The organism is Accumulibacter sp., assembly GCF_036625275.1.
Classification (GTDB): Bacteria; Pseudomonadota; Gammaproteobacteria; order Burkholderiales; family Rhodocyclaceae; genus Accumulibacter.
Genome location: NZ_JAZKUD010000001.1, coordinates 222169 through 245368, shown reverse-complemented (window position 1 = coordinate 245368; position 23200 = coordinate 222169). Strand labels below are relative to the sequence as shown.

General features: G+C 63.1%; 14 protein-coding genes and 3 pseudogenes. 12 read left to right on the top strand and 5 right to left on the bottom strand.

Annotated features, from left to right (window positions below; genetic code table 11):
* Positions 1-55 precede the first annotated feature (55 nt).
* Genes V5B39_RS01155 through V5B39_RS01135 form a run of 5 tightly spaced genes read left to right on the top strand, consistent with a single transcriptional unit; the run spans position 56 to position 8435 of the window.
* Positions 56-1249: a beta-ketoacyl-[acyl-carrier-protein] synthase family protein gene (locus tag V5B39_RS01155; RefSeq protein ID WP_332340747.1), complete on the top strand. Its 1194-nt coding sequence runs from the start codon at positions 56-58 to the stop codon at positions 1247-1249.
* Positions 1246-2049, top strand: coding sequence for a beta-ketoacyl synthase chain length factor (locus V5B39_RS01150; RefSeq protein ID WP_332340745.1), 804 nt, complete (start codon positions 1246-1248; stop codon positions 2047-2049). Before V5B39_RS01155 ends, V5B39_RS01150 begins: the two co-directional genes overlap by 4 nt.
* A 41-nt stretch (positions 2050-2090) precedes the next feature.
* Positions 2091-2495: a 3-hydroxylacyl-ACP dehydratase gene (locus V5B39_RS01145; protein WP_332340817.1), complete on the top strand. Its 405-nt coding sequence runs from the start codon at positions 2091-2093 to the stop codon at positions 2493-2495.
* Positions 2492-3211: a 3-oxoacyl-ACP reductase FabG gene (fabG, locus tag V5B39_RS01140; RefSeq protein WP_332340743.1), complete on the top strand. Its 720-nt coding sequence runs from the start codon at positions 2492-2494 to the stop codon at positions 3209-3211. The genes V5B39_RS01145 and fabG overlap by 4 nt, the downstream gene beginning before the upstream one ends.
* A 55-nt stretch (positions 3212-3266) precedes the next feature.
* Positions 3267-8435: a RecQ family ATP-dependent DNA helicase gene (locus V5B39_RS01135; protein WP_332340741.1), complete on the top strand. Its 5169-nt coding sequence runs from the start codon at positions 3267-3269 to the stop codon at positions 8433-8435.
* A gap of 87 nt (positions 8436-8522) precedes the next feature.
* Here V5B39_RS01135 and V5B39_RS01130 read toward each other — a convergent pair whose 3' ends face one another.
* Positions 8523-9572 (bottom strand): Fic family protein, encoded by a 1050-nt coding sequence (locus tag V5B39_RS01130; protein ID WP_332340815.1) that lies wholly within the window; start codon positions 9570-9572, stop codon positions 8523-8525.
* A gap of 388 nt (positions 9573-9960) precedes the next feature.
* Here V5B39_RS01130 and V5B39_RS01125 point away from each other — a divergent pair, with 388 nt between their 5' ends.
* Both V5B39_RS01125 and V5B39_RS01120 read left to right on the top strand, forming a co-directional pair.
* Positions 9961-11004 carry an ATP-binding domain-containing protein gene (locus V5B39_RS01125; protein WP_332340813.1) on the top strand — a complete coding sequence of 348 codons (1044 nt, stop codon included), beginning with the start codon at positions 9961-9963 and terminating at the stop codon, positions 11002-11004.
* 641 nt (positions 11005-11645) lie between these two features.
* The gene (locus tag V5B39_RS01120) at positions 11646-14999 is read left to right on the top strand and encodes a hypothetical protein (RefSeq protein WP_332340739.1); all 3354 of its coding nucleotides are present in this window, start codon (positions 11646-11648) and stop codon (positions 14997-14999) included.
* 346 nt (positions 15000-15345) lie between these two features.
* Here V5B39_RS01120 and V5B39_RS01115 read toward each other — a convergent pair.
* From V5B39_RS01115 to istA, 4 genes and pseudogenes are all read right to left on the bottom strand, one after another.
* A pseudogene (locus tag V5B39_RS01115) lies at positions 15346-15540 on the bottom strand (tyrosine-type recombinase/integrase); the annotation flags it as partial.
* Between the two features lie 104 nt (positions 15541-15644).
* The gene (locus tag V5B39_RS01110) at positions 15645-17159 is read right to left on the bottom strand and encodes a DUF1254 domain-containing protein (RefSeq protein ID WP_332340737.1); all 1515 of its coding nucleotides are present in this window, start codon (positions 17157-17159) and stop codon (positions 15645-15647) included.
* A 270-nt stretch (positions 17160-17429) separates the two neighbouring features.
* Positions 17430-18161 (bottom strand): IS21-like element helper ATPase IstB, encoded by a 732-nt coding sequence (gene istB / locus V5B39_RS01105; RefSeq protein ID WP_434735637.1) that lies wholly within the window; start codon positions 18159-18161, stop codon positions 17430-17432.
* Positions 18162-18187: 26 nt separating this feature from the next.
* Positions 18188-19682, bottom strand: a pseudogene (istA, locus tag V5B39_RS01100) (IS21 family transposase).
* 485 nt (positions 19683-20167) lie between these two features.
* Between istA and V5B39_RS01095 the strand changes: the two are divergent.
* From V5B39_RS01095 to msrA, 5 genes and pseudogenes are all read left to right on the top strand, one after another.
* Positions 20168-20569 (top strand): ankyrin repeat domain-containing protein, encoded by a 402-nt coding sequence (locus V5B39_RS01095; RefSeq protein ID WP_332340733.1) that lies wholly within the window; start codon positions 20168-20170, stop codon positions 20567-20569.
* Positions 20570-20835: 266 nt separating this feature from the next.
* Positions 20836-21444 (top strand): DUF938 domain-containing protein, encoded by a 609-nt coding sequence (locus V5B39_RS01090; RefSeq protein WP_332340731.1) that lies wholly within the window; start codon positions 20836-20838, stop codon positions 21442-21444.
* 144 nt (positions 21445-21588) lie between these two features.
* Positions 21589-21844, top strand: a pseudogene (locus V5B39_RS01085) (hypothetical protein); the annotation flags it as partial.
* Between the two features lie 291 nt (positions 21845-22135).
* On the top strand, positions 22136-22582 hold the full coding sequence (gene msrB / locus V5B39_RS01080) for a peptide-methionine (R)-S-oxide reductase MsrB (RefSeq protein ID WP_332340729.1): 447 nt from the start codon (positions 22136-22138) through the stop codon (positions 22580-22582).
* A complete protein-coding gene (gene msrA, locus V5B39_RS01075; protein WP_332340727.1) occupies positions 22582-23100 on the top strand; it encodes a peptide-methionine (S)-S-oxide reductase MsrA in 519 nt (172 codons plus the stop codon). The genes msrB and msrA overlap by 1 nt, the downstream gene beginning before the upstream one ends.
* Positions 23101-23200: the final 100 nt, after the last annotated feature.

Here is a 23200-nt window from a genome sequence, read left to right as displayed (position 1 = left end):
GTCGCATGCGCGACTTTCACATTAATATTCGGCTCCGACGATCTGGAGCATCTACTTGACCCCTTTGCTGGTTTCCGCCTATACCCTGACCACCTGCCTCGGGCGCGGCCTGGCTGCGACACTGGCAGGCCTGCGCGCGGGCAGCAGTGGCCTGGCGCCCTGTGCTTTCGAAACGGCCGTGATCGATACCTGGGTCGGCGAAGTGGCGGCGGTCGACGATCAGTCCCTGCCGGTGACGCTGGCGCGCTACGATTGCCGGAACAACCGTCTGGCGCAACTCGGCCTCGAAACCGATGGCCTGGCCGAACGGGTGCGCGCAGCGGCAGCGCGCTACGGCCGGAGCCGCATCGGGGTTTTTCTCGGCACCAGCACCGGCGGCATCCTGCAGGCCGAACTCGCCTACCGCCGGCGCGACCCGCACAGTGGCGCCTTGCCCGACGATTTCATCTACCGCAACACGCACAATCCTTTCTCGCTGGCCGAATTCGCGCGCGATTATTTCGACCTCGAAGGCCCGGCGATGACGGTATCCACGGCCTGCTCGTCGAGCGCCAAGGCCTTTGCGGCAGCGGCTCGCCAACTCGCCTGCGGCAGCATCGACGCGGCGCTGGTCGGCGGCGTCGATTCCCTGTGCCTGACGACGCTCTACGGCTTTGCTTCGCTCGAACTGACCTCGAGCCAGCCGTGCCGGCCTTACGACATGGCACGCAACGGCATCTCGGTCGCCGAAGGGGCCGCGTTTGCGCTGCTCGAACGGCTGCCGAAGAATGCCCGCCCCGGCTCGCTGCTGCTGCTCGGCTACGGTGAGTCGAGCGATGCCTACCACATGTCCTCACCGCACCCGCAAGGCCTCGGTGCCCGCATGGCGATCGAGGCGGCCCTGCGCTCGGCCGGCCTGCACCCCTTCGACATCGACTACATCAACCTGCACGGCACCGCGACGCCGAGCAATGACGCGGCCGAAGGCAAGGCGGTGGCGGCGCTGTTCGGAGCGCGCACGCCGTGCAGTTCGACCAAGGGTGCGACCGGCCACACGCTCGGCGCCGCCGGCGCCGTCGAAGCGCTGATCTGCGCGCTGGCGCTCACGCACGAGCTGCTGCCCGGCAGCCCGCACACCAGGACAGCGGACCCGGCGATCCCGATCGACTACCAGCTCACTCCCCGCGCCGCGCGCGTGCAGCGGGCACTGAGCAACTCCTTCGGCTTCGGCGGCAGCAACTGCAGCCTGGTTTTCGGCGTCAGCACATGAGACCGACTCCGCTCACCGCCTGGATCGACGGCGTCGGCTTCATCGCCCCCGGCATGCCGGACTGGCCGACCGCCTGCGCCGTCCTGCGCGGCGAACAGGCTTATACGCCCGCGCCTTCCGTGCTGCCGGTGCCGAGCATCCTGCCACCAGCCGAGCGCCGGCGCGCCAGCCGCGTCGTCAAGCTGGCGCTCGCGCTTGGGCTGGAAGCCGCCGCCCATGCTGAAGCCGACGTCGGCACGCTGGCCACGGTGTTCACGGCCTCCGGTGCCGACGGCCACAACTGTCACGCGCTGTGCGAGCAATTGGCGACCGACGACCGCCAGATTTCGCCGACCCGCTTTCACAACTCGGTGCATAACGCCGCCGCCGGCTACTGGGGCATCGCCACCGGCGCGATGGCCCCGTGCCAGGTGCTTTGCGCCTTCGACGCGAGCTTCGGCGCCGGTCTGCTGGATACGCTGGCGCAAGTCGTCGTCGACCGACGGGCAACCTTGCTGATCGCCTACGACAGCGAGTATCCGGAACCCCTGCACCGCAAGCGGCCGATACCTGATTGCGCCGGTGTGGCGCTGTTCCTGACCCCGCTCCAGAGCGTCCGCTCACTGGCGCGCATCGCCGTCACGCCAGGCACCGACGCCGCCGCCAGGCTGGCCGATGGCGCACTGGAAAGCCTGCGCACGACGATCCCGGCGCTGCGCAGCCTGCCGCTGCTGCAGAAGCTGGCCAAGCGCGAAGGTGGCGGCGTTTGCCTCGACTACCTGCCACCGATGCAACTGCGCGTGGACTGCATCCCTTGTTAGACCACCGCTGGATCGCCGGGCATATCCCCCACCAGGGCACCATGTGCCTGCTCGAGTCGGTCGTCGACTGGTCGGCGACGACGATTTCCTGCCGCGCGACCAGCCATACCGACCCGGCCAACCCACTGCGCGCCGAGGGTCGCCTGGGCGCGGCGAGCGGCATCGAGTACGCGGCGCAGGCGATGGCCGTGCATGGCGCGCTGCTTGCCGAAACCGGTGAACGGCCTCGCCATGGCTACCTGACCAGCCTGCGCGGCGTGACCCTGCACGTCGCCCGGCTCGACGACCTGGCGGGGGAACTGAGCGTCCAGGCCGAGTGCCTGTCGAGCGATGGCACCAACATTCTCTACCGCTTCGCGGTCAGCCACGCCGGCCGCTGCCTGGTCGACGGACGCGCCGCCGTCGTCCTCGACGCCGCCACGGTCGACGCGGCACGACGGCCATGAAACGCGCGCTGGTCACCGGTGGCAGCGGCGGCATCGGCGCGGCGATCTGCCGCCGCCTGGCCGCCGACGGCTGCCACGTGATCGTGCACGCCAACCGCGGCCGCGCGAAGGCCGAGGCGGTCGTCGGCGAAATCGTCACCGGCGGCGGCAGCGCCGAAACGGTCGTTTTCGACATCACCGAGCGCGAGCCTACGGCGACGGCGCTGGCCGACCTCCTCGTCGCCGGCCCGATCCAGATTCTGGTCAACAACGCCGGCCTCCATGCCGACGCGGTCTTTCCCGGCATGTCCGGCGAGCAATGGGACCGCGTCATCGATGTCTGCCTGAACGGTTTCTTCAACGTCACCCGACCGCTGATCCTGCCGATGATCCGTACGCGCTGGGGGCGGGTCGTCAATGTCTCGTCGGTCGCGGCGATCATCGGCAACCGTGGCCAGGTCAACTACTCGGCAGCGAAGGGTGCGCTGCAGGCCGCGAGCAAGTCGCTGGCGCTGGAAGTGGCCAGCCGCGGCATCACGGTCAATGCCGTGGCGCCGGGGATCATCGCCACCGGGATGGCCGACAGCGCTTTCGACGCCGCAACGATCAGGACACTGGTGCCGATGCAGCGCGCCGGCAAGCCCGAGGAAGTCGCCGATCTCGTCGGCTTCCTGGTTTCGGATCAGGCCGCCTACATCTCGGGCCAGGTGATCTCGATCAACGGCGCGCTGATCTAGAAGAGCATCAGACGGTCATGGGATGGTGCAGCGTCAATGCCCACTCACGCTGCCCATGAGTGGTTTCGCTCCCCGCTGCCTGTCCATCGACCTGGAAGTCGGGCTGCGCGATGGACGGATTCACCGCTTTGCCGCCGTTCGTGGTGACCAGCCGGGGACCTCGCTGCGTTTCCGACAAGGCAATCTGCTGGCCGCGCTGGCACAACTCGACGCATTCGCCGAAGGCGCCAGCTTCCTGCTCGGCCATAACCTGATCGCTTTCGACCTGCCGCATCTGGCCGCCGCCAAGCCCGATCTGCAGCTGCTGCAGTTGCCGGCGGTCGACACGCTGTGGCTCAACCCGCTGGCCTTCCCGCGCAACCCCTACCACCATCTGGTCAAGCATTATCAGGATGGGCAACTGCAGCGCGGGCGCCTGAACGATCCGCTGCTCGACGCGCAATTGACGCTCGAGGTCTTCCGCAACCAGCAAGCGGCGCTGGCCGAAGCCTCACCGGGCCGGGTTCTCGCCTGGCACTGGCTGACGACCGTGCACAGCCGGCAGGCGGGGCTCGATCGCTTCTTCATGGCTTTGCGCCACCAGCCTCGCCCGAGCGATGGCGAAGCGCTCGCCGCCATTCGCCAGCAACTGGCCGGACACGTCTGCGCGACGCACCTCGGTGAGGTGCTGGCCGATGCCGCCGGCCAGGGCTGGGCCCTGGCCTACGCACTGGCCTGGCTGTCGGTGGCCGGCGGCAACTCGGTGATGCCACCGTGGGTGCGCCATCAGTTTCCGCAGGCCGGCATGCTGATCAAGCGCTTGCGTGACACCGCCTGCGCCGACCCGGCCTGCCAGTGGTGCGGGGAGCGGCACGATGCCCGCAAGGAACTCGTGCGCTGGTTCGGCTTCCCCGAATTTCGTCCGGAGCCGGTCGACGAAGCGGGTCAGCCGCTGCAGCAAAGCATCGTTGCAGCGGCGATGCGCGGCGAACACGTGCTGGGGATTCTGCCGACGGGAACCGGCAAGTCGCTGTGTTACCAGATCCCCGCGCTCTCGCGCTTCGACAAGACCGGTGCGCTGACCGTCGTCATCTCGCCGCTGGTGGCCCTGATGGCCGATCAGGTGGCCGGACTGGAGGCCCGCAACATCAGGAGCTGTGCCGCGCTCAACGGGCTGTTGTCGATGCCCGAGCGCGCCGACGTGCTCGATCGCCTGCGCCTGGGCGACATCGGCATTCTCATCGTTTCTCCCGAGCAACTGCGCAACCACACGCTGCGCAAGGTGCTGGCGCAACGCGAAATCGGCGCCTGGGTACTCGACGAGGCGCACTGCCTTTCCAAATGGGGGCAGGATTTCCGCCCGGATTATCGTTACATCGGGCGCTTCATCCGTGAAAAGGCCGGCAATCAGGCGATTCCACCCGTCCTCTGCCTGACGGCTACCGCCAAACCCGCCGTGATGGCCGACATCCTGGATCATTTCAGGGACAAGCTCGGCATCGAACTGCGCTGCTTCAACGGCGGCGCCCGTCGTGCCAATCTCGATTTCTGCGTCGTCCCGACCAGCCCGGCCGAAAAGTTCGCGCACATCCATCAGATCCTGGAAGCCGATCTGCCGCCCGAGCTGCCTGGCGGAGCCATCGTCTATTGCGCGACACGCCATCAGACCGAAGAAGTCTCCTGCTTTCTGCGGCAGAAAGGCTGGGCGGTCGACCACTTTCACGCCCGGCTGCCACCGGAAACGAAGAAGAGCACACAGAAGGCATTCATCGACGGCGATCTGCGCGTCATCGTCGCCACCAACGCCTTCGGCATGGGGATCGACAAGCCGGACGTGCGTCTGGTCATCCATGCCGACATTCCCGGTTCGCTGGAGAACTATCTGCAGGAAGCGGGCCGCGCCGGCCGCGACCGTCAGTCGGCACGCTGCGTTCTCCTCTACACCGTCGAGGACGTCGAGCGGCAATTCGGCATGTCGGCGCGCTCGCGGCTGTCGCGCAAGGAAATCCAGGCCATCCTGCACTCGCTGCGCAATCTCGACCGGAAGAAACGCCGGGGTGGCGGCAAGGAGGGAGACCTGATCGCCACCGCCGGCGAAATCCTCGCCGAGGACGAAGACGGCGCTTTCGAGCGTGATTCGGCCACCGACGACACGCGCGTGCGCACCGCCGTGTCGTGGCTGGAAGAAGCCGCGCTGCTGACGCGCGAGGAAAACCGGGTCCAGGTCTTCCCCTCGTCGCTGCGCGTCGCCTCGCTCGACGAAGCGCGCAGGAAGATCGAGAAAAGGGTCATCGCGCCGGAGTATCGGAAAGGGCTGCTGGCAATTGTCGGCGCACTGATCGGCGCGCCGGTCGATGAAGGCATCTCGACCGACGAGCTGATGCTCGTCTCCGGGCTTTCCCCCGAAAAAGTCCGCGCCGCGTTCTACGACCTCGAGGCGCTGGGACTGGCCAGCAACGATACGGCGCTGACCGCCTACCTCCACGTCGGCGTCGAGAGATCGTCGAAGAAGCGCTTCGCGCAGGCCGCCGCGCTCGAATCGGCGTTGATCGCCCTGCTGCGCGAGCAGCACCCGGACCTCGGCCGTGGCGAATCGTCGATCCTCCACCTGCGCCACGCCAACCAGCACCTGCAGGATGCCGGCCACGCCGATGCCCTGCCGGAGCGCCTGCGCCAACTGCTGAGCAGCCTTGCCGCCGACGGCCGCGACGAAGCGGGCGGCCAGGGCAGCCTGAAGCTGCGGCGGGTTGATGTCGAATCGCTGGGTATCGAACTGCAACGCGAATGGTCGGCCGTGGAAGCCACCGCCCGGCGCCGGCGCAGCGCCGCCGGCTGCCTGCTCGACCACCTGCTCGGCTGTCTGCCTGCCGGCGCCCGCGGCAACGATCAACTGGCCGAAACGACGCTGGGCAAACTGCTGGCGGCGCTGGCAGCCGATCTGTTGCTCGGGGCAGAAAGGACGATCACGCCCAAGCTGCTCGACCGTGCGCTGCTGTGGCTGCACGAGCAGGAAATCATCCGCCTCAACAAGGGACTGGCCGTCTTCCGGCCGGCCATGACGATTCGCCTGGAGCCCGACTGGAAGCGGAAGTTCATGCCGGGGGATTTCGCGCCACTCAAGCTGCACTACGACGAACAGGTGGTGCAGATTCACGTCATGGCCGAGTACGTACAGCGCGGACTCAAGGCCATGGCCGAAGCGCTGCACCTGACGATGGACTACTTCAGCCTGCAACGCGACGAGTTCATGCGCCGCTGGCTACCCGATCGCGACCAGGAACTGACGCGCCAGACGACGCCGCAGTCGTGGCATGACATCGTCGAGGTGCTGAACAACCGGCAACAGCGCGAGATCGTCGCCGACGAGCGGGAAAGTACCAACGTTCTCGTCCTCGCCGGCCCCGGCTCCGGCAAGACGCGGGTGCTGGTGCATCGCATCGCCTACCTGATTCGCGTCCGCCGCGAGAACCCGCAGGGCATCCTGGCCCTCGCCTACAACCGCCACGCCGCGGTGCAGATTCGCCAGCGCCTCGGCGAGCTGATCGGCGACGATGCCCGCGGCGTTGCCGTGCTCACCCTGCACGCACTGGCCATGCGCCTGGTCGGCGCCAGTCTGGCCACGCAGAGCGGAAGGGTGAACGGCGACCCGTTCAAGGAGATCATCGAACAGGCGGTCAGGCTGCTCAAGGGCCAGGACCTGCCGCCCGAGGAAGCGGACCAGCAGCGCGAACGCCTGCTGGCCGGCTTCCGCTGGATTCTGGTTGACGAGTACCAGGATATCGCGCCCGAACAATACGAACTGATTTCGGCGCTGGCCGGTCGCACCCGGCCCGATGAGGACGGCCGCATCAACCTCTTCGCCGTCGGTGACGACGACCAGAACATCTACGCCTTCAATGGCGCCTCGGTTGCGTTCATCCGTCGCTTCGAGGCCGACTATGCCGCCAGGCCGGCCTTCCTGACCGACAACTATCGCTCGACGGCGAACATCATCGAAGCCGCCAACCGGCTGATCGCCCCGGCGGCGAACCGCATCAAGCAGGCGCACCCGATCCACATCGATGCGGCACGCAAGGGCCAGGCCGCCGGCGGCGAATGGGCCGGCATCGACCCGGTCGGCCAGGGGCGCGTGCAGATCCTGCCGGCCGGCAACGACGACCGGACCCAGGCCCTTGCCGTGATCACCGAATTCGAGCGCATGGCAAATCTGGCGCCGGCGTGGGACTGGGCGCGCTGCGCCATCATGGCCCGCAACTGGCGTTCACTCGACCCGGTGCGCAGCTATTGCGAACTGCGGGGTATTCCGGTGCAGCAGGCCGATGAAGACCGCAGCGGCTTCTGGACTCTGCGCGAAACGCAGGCGATGATCGGCTGGTTGCGAACGCGCGCGAGTGCGCTGATCGACGTATCAACGATCCAGCAGTGGCTGGCATTGCAGCCTGAGGGTCGACCTGACGCCCATTGGTGGAGCTATCTGCGCGAGGCGGTGAGTGAGTATGCACTCGATGTCGGTGACGCCGAATTGCCGGTCGACCATTTTCTCGACTGGTTGGCCGAGTGGGGCCGGGAAGCGCGCCGGCGGCAGACCGGCCTGCTGCTGCTTACCGCGCACCGGGCCAAGGGTCTCGAATTCGATCACGTCGCGGTCCTCGATGGCGACTGGCTACGGAGCGGCGCCAACGAGGATGCGGACGCCACGCGCCGCCTCTACTACGTGGCCATGACGCGTGCGCGCAAGACGCTTGCGCTGGCGCGCTTCGATCGCGGCCAGGCCTGGCTCGACACGCTGGCGGGAGGGCCGGCGGACTCGTCGTCCCACTCGTTGTCCGACCCGCCGGCCTTCCTGCGTCGCCACGCGACGCCGCTGCCAACGCCGCCGCCCGAACTGGCGCGTCGCCATCGGCGACTCGGCTGGCGACAGATCGACCTCGACTTTGCCGCACGCCATCCCCCCGGCCACGCCATTCACCGGGCACTGGCCGCACTCACCGTAGGCAACCGGATCGCGCTTCGCCAAACATCGGCCGGTGCCTGGCGACTGTGCGATGCGCAAGGGGTCGACGTCGGCGCGCTGTCGCAGCACTTCGAACCGGAAAACAACATGCACTGCATCGAAGCCCGCGTCGCCGCCATCCACGTGCGCCGACCGAGGGACGTGGCGGAGCCTTACAAATCCCGGATCAACGCGCAATGCGAATCGTGGGAGATGGTGGTTCCCGAGCTGGTGTACGCGCCGGGTGCTTGACACGCCCACCACGCGGAGAGGCTCGTCGTAGACCCTGAGTTGCGAAAAATTGCTTTTGGTGGCGAACGCCAGGGATTGAATCTACCCCTATCGCAACTCGTACCAGACGCCCCTGCCGGCGCCGTGCTGACCCAGGCGGCCTTGCTCCACCAGCGCCCGGAAATGCTGCTTGAGCGTGTTGCGATTGCCGCCGGTCAGTCGAATCGCATCGCCCATCGTGATGCGGCCATGCTCACGTGCGAACTCGACGATCTGGAGCGACAGTTCAGGTAGCGAGGCCAGTACCAGCTTCTCACGCTCGACCTTGCGATTGAGACGACGGACCTGTTCGGCGAGCGTGCGCAGGAAGAACGTCAGCCACGGTTGCCAATTCGGCGAAGTCGTACGGATCGTGCCTTGCGTTTGCCGCAAGGCCAGGTAGTAGGCCTCCTTGCTTTGCTCGACTACGCTTTCCAACGAGCTGTAAGGCACGTAGGCATACCCGGCCTGCAAGAGCAACAGGGTTGTGAGAACCCGGCTGAGCCGGCCGTTGCCGTCCTGGAATGGATGGATCTCGAGGAAGACCACGATCCAGATACCGATGAGCAGCAAGGGGTGAAGCTGTCCCGCCTGACGTTCTGCGTTGAACCAGGTGATCAGTTCAGCCATCAGGGATGGCGTGTCGAATGGCGTCGCGGTGGCGAAGACGACGCCCAGTTGTTTCCCGTCCTCAGCAAAGGCCACTACGCTGTTGGCAGTCGTCTTGTAGTTGCCTCGATGCCATGCATCCTTCTCGCTGTAGGTCAGGAGATCACGGTGCAATTGCTTGATGTGGTTCTCGGTCAGCGCGATGTCCTGCCAGGACGAAAACACCAGTTCCATGACCTCGGCGTAGCCGGCTACCTCTTGTTCGTCCCGTGTGGCGAAAGACTTGATCTGCAGATTGGACAGCAGGCGCTGGACTTCGCGATCGGACAGCCTACTGCCCTCGATGCGGGTGGATGAACCGATGCTCTCGATGGTGGCGACCCGCCGCAGTGCGGCCAGCCGATCCGGCGCCAGCGTACCGAGCGCGCGCCACGCTCCCTTGAACTCATCGATTTCGGCGACGAGACTGAGGGTTTCCGGGGTTATCTGGACGGCATGCGAGGCGATCATGCCGACAATGTTACATCCAATTACACCCATTTCAACACAGGCCCAAGAAGCGCGCAGAACGTAACTTTGCGCCATGGGGCAGGTCGTCGGGGCAGATCTGACGCAGTTGGCAACGATGATCATGCTCAGCGCCTTGGTCTGCAGCAGCCAGCCGATGATGCTGGCCTCGCCCGGTGCCCAGTTGGGCAGGCGGCCAGGAAGGTGCGCGCCGAGCAGCTTGCCGCTGACCGACACGCCGAGCAGGATGCCGGCGGCGACGAATACGGCCTCACCGCCGAGCGTCCAGTTGGTGCGCAGGCCGGTGCTCAGGAAAAAGACCGGCATGACGACCAGCAGCACATGGTGGCGCAACAGGTCCATGCGCTCCTGATCGAACCACTCGGTGTCCATGATCGCTCCCGCCAGGAAGGCGCCGGGCAACTGGCGCTCACTCGACCCGCTGCGCAGCTATTGCGAACTGCAGGGTATGCCGGTGCAGCAGGCCGATGAAGACCGCAGCGGCTTCTGGACTCTGCGCGAAACGCAGGCGATGATCGGCTGGTTGCGAACGCGCGACAGTGCGCTGATCGACCTGCCAACGATCCGGCAGTGGCTGGCACTGCAGCCCGAGGGTCGGCCTGACGCCCATTGGTGGAGCTATCTGCGCGAAGCGGTGGCCGAGTATGCACTCGATGTCGGTGACGCCGAATTGCCGCTCGACCATTTTCTCGACTGGTTGGCCGAGTGGAGCCGGGAAGCGCGCCGTCGGCAGACCGGCTTGCTGCTGCTGACCGCGCACCGGGCCAAGGGTCTCGAATTCGATCACGTCGCGGTCCTCGATGGCGACTGGCTACGAAGCGGCGCCAACGAGGATGCGGACGCCACGCGCCGCCTGTACTACGTGGCCATGACACGCACCCGCAAGACGCTGGCGCTGGCGCGCTTCGATCGCGGTCAGGCCTGGCTCGATGCTTTGCCAGGAGGGCCGTCCGACTCGCCGGCCTTCCTGCGTCGCCACGCGACGCCGCTGCCAACGCCGCCGCCCGAACTGGCACGTCGCCATCGGCGCCTTGGCTGGCGACAGATCGACCTCGACTTTGCCGCACGCCATCCCCCCGGCCACGCCATTCACCGGGCACTGGCCGCACTCACCGCAGGCAACCGGATCGCGCTTCGCCAAACATCGACCGGGGGCTGGCGATTGTGCGATGCGCAAGGGATCGACGTCGGCGCGCTGTCGCAGCACTTCGAACCGGAAACCCACATGCACGGTATCGAAGCCCGCGTCGCCGCCATTCATGTGCGCCGACCGCGGGACGTGGCGGGGCATACCGGTCCCGGATCAACGCGCAAGGCGAATCGTGGGAGATGGTGGTTCCCGAGCTGGTGTATGCGCCGGGTAGCTGACGAAGCTTCAGCAGGCAGGTCATCCGGTCATCGGCAAGCACCGTAACGCTCAACGAGCCAGCCCAATCCTTCCAGCCACTCGTCGTGAATTGCGGCGCGAGGTGCCCTGCAGACGTGAGGAGTTGACGCTCAATTCCCGTGGCAAGGCGAGAGGATGCCAACAATCACTGAGAGGCGATCAAGGAACCACTGCGAACGACCGCCTATCAGCCATAACGGCCGTTGGCCTGTGTAGCTCAATCAGGCAGCAATCTACCGCTTACCTGCCGTTCAACCTTGATAGGTCGCGAACGGCAGCTTGCCTTTCTGGCGAATGCGCACTCCCGACCCAGAAGAGACTGATGACCTTTTCAAGTCCTCTGGCAGCTTACTGATCTTCAAGCTACCGTTCGCTGAAAACTGACCCTGTCGGCACCTCGGCCAGAACTGCCCTTGGGAGACGTCCCAAGGGACGTCAGCAATGTGCTCGATTGCAGCCTGCGAGGGAACCTCAATAATCGTAGCCAAGCCGGCGCCAGTGTACCATGGGGTAAGATGTTCAATGAGTACGGGCGGCCATGAAAAGCCCTTCGACGCCATGTCGTGACTGACGGTATGAATTCATCAGAAGCTTATCACGAGGCTATTAGCGGTTTGTGCCTCACGGCGCCCTAATACATCAAATTTGTGCAAGGAGAGTGTGACAAGATGGGCGCTGCAAACAAAATCACGGAGGGCTTCCGAGTCGGCCAGACAATGGCTAACAATTTCCCGAGCCCACGAGAGCTGATGCGCTCCAGGCATCCCGACCTTTTCTCGGACAGTGTCGTTGAAGAGCGTCCCATTCTCGCACGGCCTGTTTTTGAATATCACCTAGAAACCTTGACCGCTCGGAAGGAGGAGTATCAGTTCGAGCATTTCTGCAGGCTGATCGCCGAGAAAGAGATTTGCCCCAACTTGCGAGTGCAAACGGGGCCCACGGGCGGCGGTGATAGTAAGGTCGATTCAGAAACGTATCCTGTCGCACAGGAGATTTCCAACCACTGGTGGCTCGGTGAGCCCTCGGGCGGATCAGAGCGGTGGGCATTCGCCTTCAGCGCAAAAAAGGCATGGAAACCGAAACTTGAATCTGACGTTAAAAATATTCTTTCGACCCAGCGCGACTACAAGCGAATCTATTTCTTCACGAACCAGTTTGTCAGCGATAAATCGCGGGCTAGTGCAGAGGATGCGCTGACTAAGAAGATCGGTATCCCCGTCCACATTGTCGACAAAAGTTGGCTTGTCGATCGCGTCTACAGCCATGGGCACCTGCCGCTCGCCATCTCAGCCCTCCAGATCGACAACGCCTCCACCGATCGGAAGGCTCGGCTTGGACCGAAAGACACGGAGCGCCTCACGGACTTAGACGAGCTGGATGCGCAGATATCAGACCCTTCGCGCTACGCGGGCGCACAGTACCAACTGATCGAAGATTGTGTTCGCGCCGCGAAGCTCGCGCGTTCGCTCGACAAACCCCGTCACGAAGTTGAGAGCCGATTTGCCATGGCTGATCGGCTGGCGCAGGAACTCACCTTCCCGCAGCAGCAGTTGCGCATTGCCTATCACCGCGCATGGACGGCTCACTGGTGGTTCGAGGACTACGCGGAGTTCCTGCGGCTCTACGAAGAAGTCGAGCGCTTTGTCCTGCGGTCGCAAGAGGCACAGGACCAGGAGCGCCTGTTAAACCTGAACCACTTGCTGCTGGGCATCGACGAGCGGGGCGTCCTGCCCAAGGACAAAACGAGGGTCGATGATAGGCAGGCCGCGCTGGTCAAGCACTTGGAGTTGCTTGAAGCGGATGTTGCGCGTCCGAACAACGCGCTGTTCGCGCGCATGCTCAGGACTTTTGCGCGTCTGACTGACCTCATGAGGGCCCGCGATTTAAGTGCCGTCGGTGGCATCTGGACCGACCTCGAGACGATCGCACGGGAATCGAAGCAACTCGGGCAGTTCCCATTCGAATCCTTGTCTTCGATGGTTCATGAAATGAGCGAGATGTTCGACAGCCCCGGGTTTGACAGCCTTTATGAGGTGGTCGTCGATATTGAGCGCCAGCGAATCAGTGATGGCGAAGCCGGGGATTCGTTTAAAGCCCGTGGACTTCAAAAGCTCAAAAACGGCAAACCCTATGAGGCCATCCGTTGGATTGGTCGCGCCGAGGAACTGTTCATCAAGGAGGAGTATCAGCGCGAGCTGATCCTAACCCTTGCCGCGGGGAGCTACGCGTACAAAGAGGCGGGCTTGCTCTGGGCAGCGCGCAACAAACTCCTGGTCGCGATCGAGCGAGCCTTTCGCATGCTGATTACGGAAGGTGAGTTGCCGCTGATCGCATACCGTTTGCTCCGGCGCCTGACCTGGATCGAACTGCAGCTAGGCCGAGTTCCACAGATTCTTCAATCGCTAGTCTGGACACGGTATTGCGCCAACTTGGTGAAATTCGAAGAGGATGACGAAGGCGACGACAGAAGCCTCGAGGAGACAATGTCCATGCACGCCGTGTTCGGCATGCATTTCCTGAATGTTCCTTTCAAGCGCTTGTCGACGCTGGAACAACTGCCCGACGCACTGCAGAGGCTTGGGCTCGACCTTCCCCGAACGGCCGTCCTGTACGCCTTGGGACACGAAAAGCGCGCAAATGAAGAGGCCTTTCCTAATGAACTACAGACCTCGGCCGAACTCTACGATTTCTTCGAGAAATGGCAGGACCACCCGGCTCGCCAGGACATGCCAGCCGAGCCGACCTTGAACGAGGGCCCCCGAACAACGCTTCGGTCGATTATATTGGGTGCCGAGTTCGTCATCGATTGCCCGAACGATCCCACATCGGTCGGCGTCTCGGAGTCGCTGTTGGGGGCCATGGAAGCATTCCTGTCGACCAGCGATGAGGAAGACCTGCTTCCCCATGCTGAACGGACTGTGATTTGTCTGCGTAAGGTCAAGGAACAAACCACCGGGCCGACCTTTGACTGGGTCGAAGGCACCGCTGGCGTCCACGCCGAGGTGCTCACTGGCGAGAGCGTCACCTTTGATAACGCCGAAGCTCTGACGAAGTTTACTGACTTTCTGTGCGAAACCACGGCGATGGTCGCCGCCCGCTGCTTCATTATCCGCTCGCCCGAGGAATGGATGACGCGGATCGCCGGGGACGAGCGCGGCCTTGCTCGCGCCACCATGCTTGGCAATGTCCTCGCGATCGGCAGAAACCTGTTTGGAGGCGACGCCAAGGTGCGCCTGACTGACTGGATCGATGCCGACGACAAGTGGTACGACTGCCTGCGGGATCAATACTGGCGGCCCTCTACGCCGGCTGCGGTGAGTTCTTCACCCCAGGGGCCTGCCAAGCGAGGTGAAGGGCCGCCACCGAAGGAACTGATGGATACGTCTCAGCAAAAGCACACCGAGCGACAGGTGCTGTCCCCCATCAACGTGCCGATCTGGGATCAGGCCGGTTGGGGCGGCACCCTCTATGGTTGGTCGGGATCAGCGCCGCCCGTCATGGGGCTAATGTTCCGAAATATGGAGGCGGCTTCACGAATCTTTGCGGAGTGGAGCGCCCGGTTTGGGCAGGCAGACATGGACGATTATCTGCGTATCGCGATCATCACTGGAGTCTCGAAGGCAAATCCGACTCACTATGCTGTTATCGTTGGACCCAATATCGACCGAATTGAGCGGATGCCTGGAACCAGCAAAACTTTCACCCTAGTGTCGCGCGTTAACTGGATGACCCCGGAAACCACCAAAAATCTCGATGGCTTCCTGAAGGAGTTCGATAAATACGGCGCGTTCTACCTCATGCCAGTCAAACTGCCTGATAAGCCTAGCGAGGTGCCTGATTTGGAGTCGAAGCAATATTTGCTCAAGGGGCATATCTATGTCCGGCCTGCCTGGAAAATCGGTGAGCATGATTCCGACATGGTGGCATTAGACGTAGACGAAATCCCAGTCATTCCGGACGGGATCACAGACGCGCCGGTGCTCAAGGCGATGGCGCGAAAGCGGGACCGGTCGGACAAGTAGGGCAAAGCCCAGCAGGCATTGGCATTCATTCGTGAGATCGAGATACAGTACTGTAGGGGTGCGTTCTAAGGTACGCGCTGCCTAGGCGAAAGGCCAGCGGCCTCGCTTGGTCGCTTGTTTGCATTCGCTATAGGGTAAGCTGCCGTTCGAACCCTCTCACGTCTGAACGACAGGTAAGCGAACATTGCCGCCCGATTGAACGCGACAGGCCAACGGCAGCAAAGGCCGACCAAGAGACTGACGACTCGAGCAATTGATGGCGGCTTAGGGATCAGTTACCCGTCGTTCGAACCTGACGATTTTTCGCAGTCGCTACGTCTCTTGATGGCCGTCAGCACGCGTCCGACATGATCCCTGCGTACTGCCGAGTCGAGACATGCAGCGACTTTGCCACCCGACTTGGGAAAAGAAACTGGTCACCGCGTCGCTGAGACTTTTCCAGCCACGCGGTGACGGCTGCTCTCGTCGGCTCGGTCAGTTCGAACTGCACAGGTCGCTGGGTCTTCCTCTGGATCACGATTGCACGGGGCAGCACCTGATTTCAAATGCGCCCACGCGGCAAGAAAAAGCCCGCCGGATGGCGGGCTTTTTGTCTTCAGAGTCCTTCAGCGGCAGACGCGGCAGCCGACCGGCCCGGGCACCCGGCTAGGACGCTTCCTTGACCTCGGGAACCTTCCAGCTGCCATCGAGGATCGACGGCGCCTGTTCCTTCGGCCAGTACAGACGCATCATCAGGACAAAGCCACCCTTGGGTGCCGGTAGCCAGTTCGATTCCTGGCTCTTGCCCGGCGATTCGTTCTGGATGTAAAGATCGACCGATCCGTCCGCATTCGCCTTGAGCTTGTTACGCTGGCTCAGGGTGTAGCGATTCAGCTTGTTGTCGACAAAGAAGTAGTCCGCGTCGTACATCGTCAGTGACCAGAAGCCGTTCACGGGCGGCAGTTGGCCCTTTTCGAAGTGCAGGACATACTTTTTCTCGCCGTCGTACTTGGCGGCAACGTCCGGTCCCGTGGAAGTCGGATACACGGCATCTTCCGGCCGGTTGGCGCCGAGGCCGATCGCGGTGACGAGCGCACGCTGCAGGTAATTCGTGCCGTACAGGCCCGTCTTCGTCGTGAACAGCCAGCCGTTTTCGAGCTTCATGTCGCCCGCCACGATACCGGCCTTCATCCAGTCCATGATCAGGTCCTGAGCTGGCTTGGGCGCCCCGGCAAGGCCCTTGGCTACGGCGGGATCCAGCTTGGCGACGTCGAAATCCTGCCCCGGAACGATGCCGATCTTGGCCAGCTTGGCCAGCATCGGGGCATCGTCAGCGACCGCCGGATTGGTCTTGAGCAGTTCTGCGAAGAGCTTGAAGTACGCGGTGGGATCGAGCGCATTGACCTGCTCGCGCACGGCGGTCTTCATGTCGATGGCCGGATCGACCGTGCCAGGAGGCAGCGAGTAGGGCTTCCCGTAGGCAGACAAAGGCACGACCGAGATCTTGTCCTGCAATGTGTGAACCGCCTTGTAGTCCTCGGGGGTACCGGTGCTGTAGATGCGCCCGAGAATCCAGACCAGACCCGTCGGTGCCTTGTACTCGGTCACGCCAGCGGGCAATTCGCCCGACCAGCCCGGACCGGTGATGGCGTAGGTCTGCGCCTTCGTGCCCGTCGTCCGCTTGCCCGGCACCTGGAACACGTTGGTCCAGCCGTCGAGCATCGGGAAAAGGAAGTAGCGGTCCTTCATGTCCGGGAGGCTCAGTATCCAGGGTTCCTTGGATACGTCGATCCAGGTGGTCGTGTAGAGCGTGTCAGCGTTCGGCGCCGTGACATCGCGGTACGACGCGTCGGGATAGCTGCGCATCCGGACGAAGTGCCCCATCGGAGCCCGCGAGCCTTGCGGTGCCTCCACGTTCGTCATGATGCGGCGCGTCATTTCCATCGTAACCAGCGGATAAGCGTAGACGTAGCTCTCGATGGCAATCACCCGTGCTTCGGCTTCCTGCGCCGCCGCTTCGACCGCCTTCGCTTCCGCCTCAAGCTTTGCTTTGGTTTCCGCAGCAACACGGTCGACCTGGGGCTCCACCTGCTTGCCGCATGCACCGAGCAGGACCAGGGAAAGCACGCTCAGCCCGATCGAGGCACACTTGAGCCGCTGGCTGATGGGTTGTTCATTCATTGAGGAATCTCCTTGTTGGACTTGGAACCGCAACGCTATCACGACAGGAGATGACGCCGCTACTGGTTGCGATCGTCGTGCCAGCGATCGCTCGCTTCCGAGGAAATCCCGGCGAGCGGGGACAGCGCGTGTCTAAACTTCTGGGGGGTTATCTGCCCACCTTCCTTGCCTCAGCCAGTCGGTCTGCCCAGCGTCAATTATCCTGGCCGGTGGAAGCGAGGCGCAATGGGTAGCTACCCCTTCGGTCTTGCTTGTGGGTTTTTGCTCTGCTCAGAAGGGGGCTAGCCCCTTCTGAGCAGAGCGGCGGCGGAAACTCTCCACGTTCATCTCGAAGATGCTGGCGTGATGAACGAGACGATCGACGGCGGCGAGCGTCATGGCCGGTTCGGCGAACACATGATCCCAGCCGGAGAACGGCTGGTTGGCGGTGATGGCGAGACACTTGCGCTCGTACCGCTCCGCGATCAGTTCGAACAGCACAGAGGTTTCCGCCTGGTCGCGCCGCACATAGCTGAAGTCGTTGCAGATCAGCAGGTCAAAGCGGTCGAGCTTTGTCAGCTCTGCCGGCAGGCGCAAGTCCCGCCGCGCCGCCTGAAGGCGCTGCACCAGATCGCTGGTACGCGTGAACAGAACCCGATAGCCCTTGGCGATCAACTCGTGGCCAATGCCGGCCACCAGGTGCGTCTTGCCGACTCCAGGCGGGCCGAAGACGAGGAGATTCGCCCCTGGCTCCAGCCAGCTGTCCCCCTCGGCCAGTGCCGTGACATGGGCCTTCGATACCGTCGGCACGGCCGCAAAGTCGAAGTCCGACAACCGCTTGTCCGGTGGCAAACAGGACTCCAGGCGATGACGGTCGATGCGGCGCATCTGCCGTTCATTGACTTCGTGCTCGCACAAGGCGCTCGGGAAACGCTCGGCCGGCCAGCCCTCGCGGTTCGACTGCTCGGCCAGCGCTTCCCACAGGTGCTTGATCGTCGGCAGCCGCCATTCCGTGAGCAGCATCGGCAAGGTGGCGGATTCGATCGCACTCATGCGGCCCCCTCCAGCATGCGGTCGTAGCTCTTCAGTTCCGGCAAGACGACGACCAGCGGCAGATCACTCTGCCGGGGTGCGAAGCGCTCTTCCAGTCCGTCCAGCTCCGGCAGCGTGCCGGCCTGGAGCAGGTCGGCTAGCACGAGGGCCCGTTGCGCCTCGCAGGCACCCCGTGCCGCGATGTCGAGCAGGCCGACCATCCGCTTGCAGGCTTCCCGTTCGGGCAGGTTCTCGACGAGACAATCCCACCTCTGCCGGTACTCGCTGCGCGGGAACAGGTCGTCGCGCAGCGCCCAACGGGCGAAGGCACCCGGTTTCTTCCGAAGTGCCGGAATCAGGTGGCGGTCATCGAGTTTCTTGCCGCGCTGCTTGGCGACCGGAACGACGCTGCGTTCGCTCTGGAATACGCACACGCCGCCCAGCCAGCCTTCGACGTGCTCCGCATAGATACGGAACTTGAGCGGGTGGCCGATCAGCCGCGACGGCACGCTGTAGAGAATCCGCTTGACGCTGGCGGTGCCGAACTTCGTGACTCGCACCTCCAGTTCTTCGTACTCGCTGGTGCGCCGCGGTGGCAATGGCCGCAGGCTGGCGCGCTCTTCTGCCGCCTTGGCCTGTACACGCCGGTTCAGGCGGGTCACCACGTCGGCAACCAGACATTGGTACTCCGCAAGGTCCTGGAAGTGACGCTGTCCGCGCAGCAGCAGCGCTTGTTCGACGGCGTTCTTCAGGGTGCCTTGCCGCGACTCGATGGCGCCCATTCTCGTGCGATTGCCCGCGGTTGTTGCGGCTCGCTCGCATGCCGTAGTGGCGGCACAGGTCGTCGTAGCGCCGCGTCAGTTCTTCTTCCTCGGCCAGGTTGTGGAACGCCGCCGAGAGACTGTCGGTGCGATGTTCTTCCGGCATACCGCCAAACCCCCACAGGGCATTTTGCAGTCCTTGCGCCAAGGCCGCGAAGCTTTCGCCGCCGCGTACGATTTCCGCATGCCGCCAACCTGACCAAGCCAGGGCAAACGGATAGAGCCGATGCGCGAATGCTTCCCCCGCGATCACCACACCCAATTCGTCGCAAACGGTGAAGTCTGACAGCCCCAGCCGTCCCGGCGGGTTGGCCTGCGCAAAGTAAATTTCCCGTTCATCTCCGTGCTGCGCCCGCCAGGCGCGCACCCGCCGTTGCCGGGTCCGCAATACGCCGTCGCCGTATTGCCCGTTGTGCCGGCGTCGTCATTCCTCAAACAGGGTCGTGGCTTCCAGCCCCGGCGCCCCTTGCAGCCATGGCACCAGTTCCGTTTCCCACACCCCTGCCAGCGGTTCCGGCCGCGTGCGCCAATGCCGCGGATCCCGCTGCGATGGCAGCTCCTCCGCTTTCTCGATCCGTCGTGCCGAACGCACGCTGATCCCCCTCCGGGCCGCCGCTATCTCTTGCGTCGCCCTCCTCCTTGCTTCTTTGTACTTTCTCACTTGCTGGTCCGTTATCTTCTTGCCGGGCATCCAGAGCCTTTCAACTTCGCGTCAAAAGACCACGATATCCCTCGCTGCCGGACCCTCCCGACTTCAGGTCCAACCGGCCAACATAGTTGTCGCTAACCGGTCACCCTAATTGTCGCCGACCAACGGCACTGATGCGCTGACCCTCCTTGACCCGCTTGACCGCCCGTTCCTTGAATTCGGTCGTATCGGCCGGCTTCGTTATCTTCATGTCTGGCCTTCCAAAAGTGACTCAATTTTAGGTCGCCCTGGGCAGACGAAATTTCGGGGGAACCTCAGTTGGTCGGAGCCTGATTCTTCACTTCAGCATGCAACGGTGGCCATGATGCTCAATGCGTACTGTCGGCCACAACCGGCCGCCTATTCACTTAGCCGAATAGCTGACAGGCGCGCCCTTGTTATTCCATCAGGTTCGCAGCAGAATGCGGCTACCACAATGACCTTCCGGCTCTCGCCGGTGCATTCCAGTAAGGAATTGGAGACCAAGAATGCCTAGAAAAATGGGGAATCAGCTATTTTGTTTGCTTACCGCCGCCATGACGGTGATGGGCGGGATCTACGCCAGCCAAGCCATTTCCGCTACTCCTGATCCCGTTCAGGCTCGCAAGGATTTGAAGACCATGGGACTGGAATACAACGGGCAGGAGTTTGCAAAAGCCGCTGGCAATGGCGACATGACAGGTGTGAAACTCTTTCTGGACGCAGGAATGGATGTCAATGAGGGAGGTGGAGCGGCACTCGGACTGGCCGCCGGCAGAGGGCGGCTCGACATGGTCAAATTCCTGCTGTCCAAAGGTGCCAAACCGACCTCAAATGCACTGCAGTACGCTCGAACGAGGGGACATCAGGACATCGAGCGGATACTGATTGAAGCCGGAGCGAAAGAATAGGATCCCGATTTCAAAGGAACCCGTAGGGAAAATCCGGCCCACACTTGGGTGACGAATCCCCCAAAATCTGGATCGATTGGTCTGGGCCTCGCACCGGTAAACCGCCATCGCTGAATTTTCGGATTAGGGGTCAGCGATACAGCGGGGAACGGACTCCCATTGAGATGAATTACCGGGTGCCCAGTAGTGGGCGCCATTTTGGCGGGCCAGATTTGCAGGCTGCGCCGGCTTCGCCGATCATGGCAAGCGACAGCTTCGAGGCCACCATGGAAAAACCCAACGCGCCTTCCTGCGAAAAGAACCGGGAACCGATTCTTGACGTGCTGCGCCAGCACTTCGCCGATCGCCACCATGTGCTGGAAATCGGCAGCGGCACCGGCCAGCACGCCATCTTCTTTGCCGAACACTTGCCGCACCTGACCTGGCAAACTTCTGATCGCGCAGAAAATCTGCCCGGCATCTCTGCATGGCTGGACGCAAGCTCCCTGCCTAACACCCCGCCACCCCTGCAACTCGATGTGCAGAAAACCTGGCCGGTCCGACTCTACGATGCGATTTTCTCGGCCAACACCCTGCACATCATGCCCTGGGCCGCGGTCGAGTCCCTGTTCGCCGGCCTGACCGGCATCATGGCTCGCGACGCCAAACTGGCAATCTACGGCCCCTTTAACTACGGCGGCCAATTCACCAGCGACAGCAATGCCAGTTTCGACCGCTGGCTCAAGGAAAAAGCGCCACACCAGGGAATACGGGATTTCGAAAAGGTACATGCCCTCGCGCTGGGAGCCGGAATGGAACTGCTTGAGGATCGGGCCATGCCGTCAAATAACCGCTGTCTGGTATGGCAGGCAGTGAGTAGTGTCGAGGTTTGGTGAGTAGTGGACGTCGGCCAGGTGCAGCCGTACATCTCTACGAACTGCTGGTCATTCGAGCGGCTGCCTCACTTTGAAACCTGCCGCACAGGCTATGCGAACAACTCGGCCGAAGCCGACGTAAGCGTTGAACTGTCGATGCGTCCGCTTTGTCTCCCTCAGCGGCCGTCCGTCGACGTTCCCGACTTTCTGGTGTTCGATCGGGAAGATCTGCCATACCTCAAACCTGATCGAGAAATTCGCTTGCTTCTACTGCTCGTACGGCAATGGCGTTGTGGTGTATGCGTGCGAAGTCGCGGCTCACGATCGCTATCCCAGGTTCTTCGAGTACGGCGATGCTGAAGCTGATTGGCAGGGTCTAAACCGATTGCGGCGGCAATACGAAGACGAAGGGCGCAAGTAAGGCGGGAGCGGGTGGAATTTGCAGTCCGCAGTGCGTTTGCCAGACACTCTGATCCAGCAATTGGTCAGGCAGGTTTCGGCTGTCTTGCTCTGGTGCCAGCCGTGGCGGCGTGCCGGCTGCTAAAGGCGGCTGTAAGTTTTGCCTTCCTAATTGCGACAAGGTCCTGGACAGCGAAGCGTGGCGCGCAGTGAATCAACGCAGAGAGCAGGCCCATGCGGCAGATCTCGGAACATTTCGCGGGAACACAGGCGGATTGACGCTGTCCCCCAACGTAACCGGAGAGCCCTTTCGATGAAACGCTATACGAAGAATGAAGCCGCGATTGCGGCCCTCAATGCCGAACAGTACCGGGTCACCCAGCGCAGCGGGACTGAATACCCGGGAACCGGCGAGTACCTGCACAACGACGCGCCCGGCATCTACGTCGACATCGTTTCGGGTGAACCGCTGTTCGCGTCGAGTGACAAGTTCGAATCGGGCTGCGGCTGGCCGAGCTTTACCAAGCCGATCGTGCCAGAGTACGTGAACGAATCGCGTGATGCCAGTCACGGGATGATTCGTACCGAAGTGCGTTCGACGCATGGCGACAGTCACCTTGGTCACGTCTTCCCCGACGGCCCTCGCGACCGCGGCGGTCTGCGCTATTGCATCAATTCGGCATCGCTGCGCTTCATTCCGCTTGAGCAAATGGAAGCAGAAGGCTATGGCGAATACATCGACCAGGTGGAGGTGCAGTGATGGCACATTCTGAACGTGCAGTGCTCGCCGGCGGCTGCTTCTGGGGCATGCAGGAACTGATTCGCCGCCTGCCGGGCGTGCTGTCGACGCGCGTCGGCTACACCGGCGGCGACTTGCCCTATGCTACCTACCACAATCACGGTACCCACGCCGAGGGCATCGAGATCGTGTTCGATCCCGAGCGTACCAGCTACCGGCGCCTGCTCGAGTTTTTCTTCCAGATCCATGATCCGACGACGCGCAATCGCCAGGGCAACGACAGGGGATCGTCATACCGCTCGGCCATCTACTACGTCGACGAGGCGCAGCGGCAGGTCGCGCTCGACACCATTGACGATGTCGATGCTTCCGGCCTGTGGCCGGGCAAGGTGGTGACCGAACTCAAGCCGGTCGGCGAATTCTGGGTAGCCGAGCCGGAGCATCAGGACTATCTGCAGCGCTATCCCGGCGGTTACACCTGCCACTACCCACGCGCCAACTGGGTCCTCGCCAAAAGCGGCGCCAAAGTCGGCGGCTAGCCACGAAATCTCGCGGGTGGTTCCTCCGGCAACTCAAGGAAGGCCGCTCGGATTGTGAATCGCCCCGGCTTTAGTAGACACTCTCAAGCCGGCTGAACGG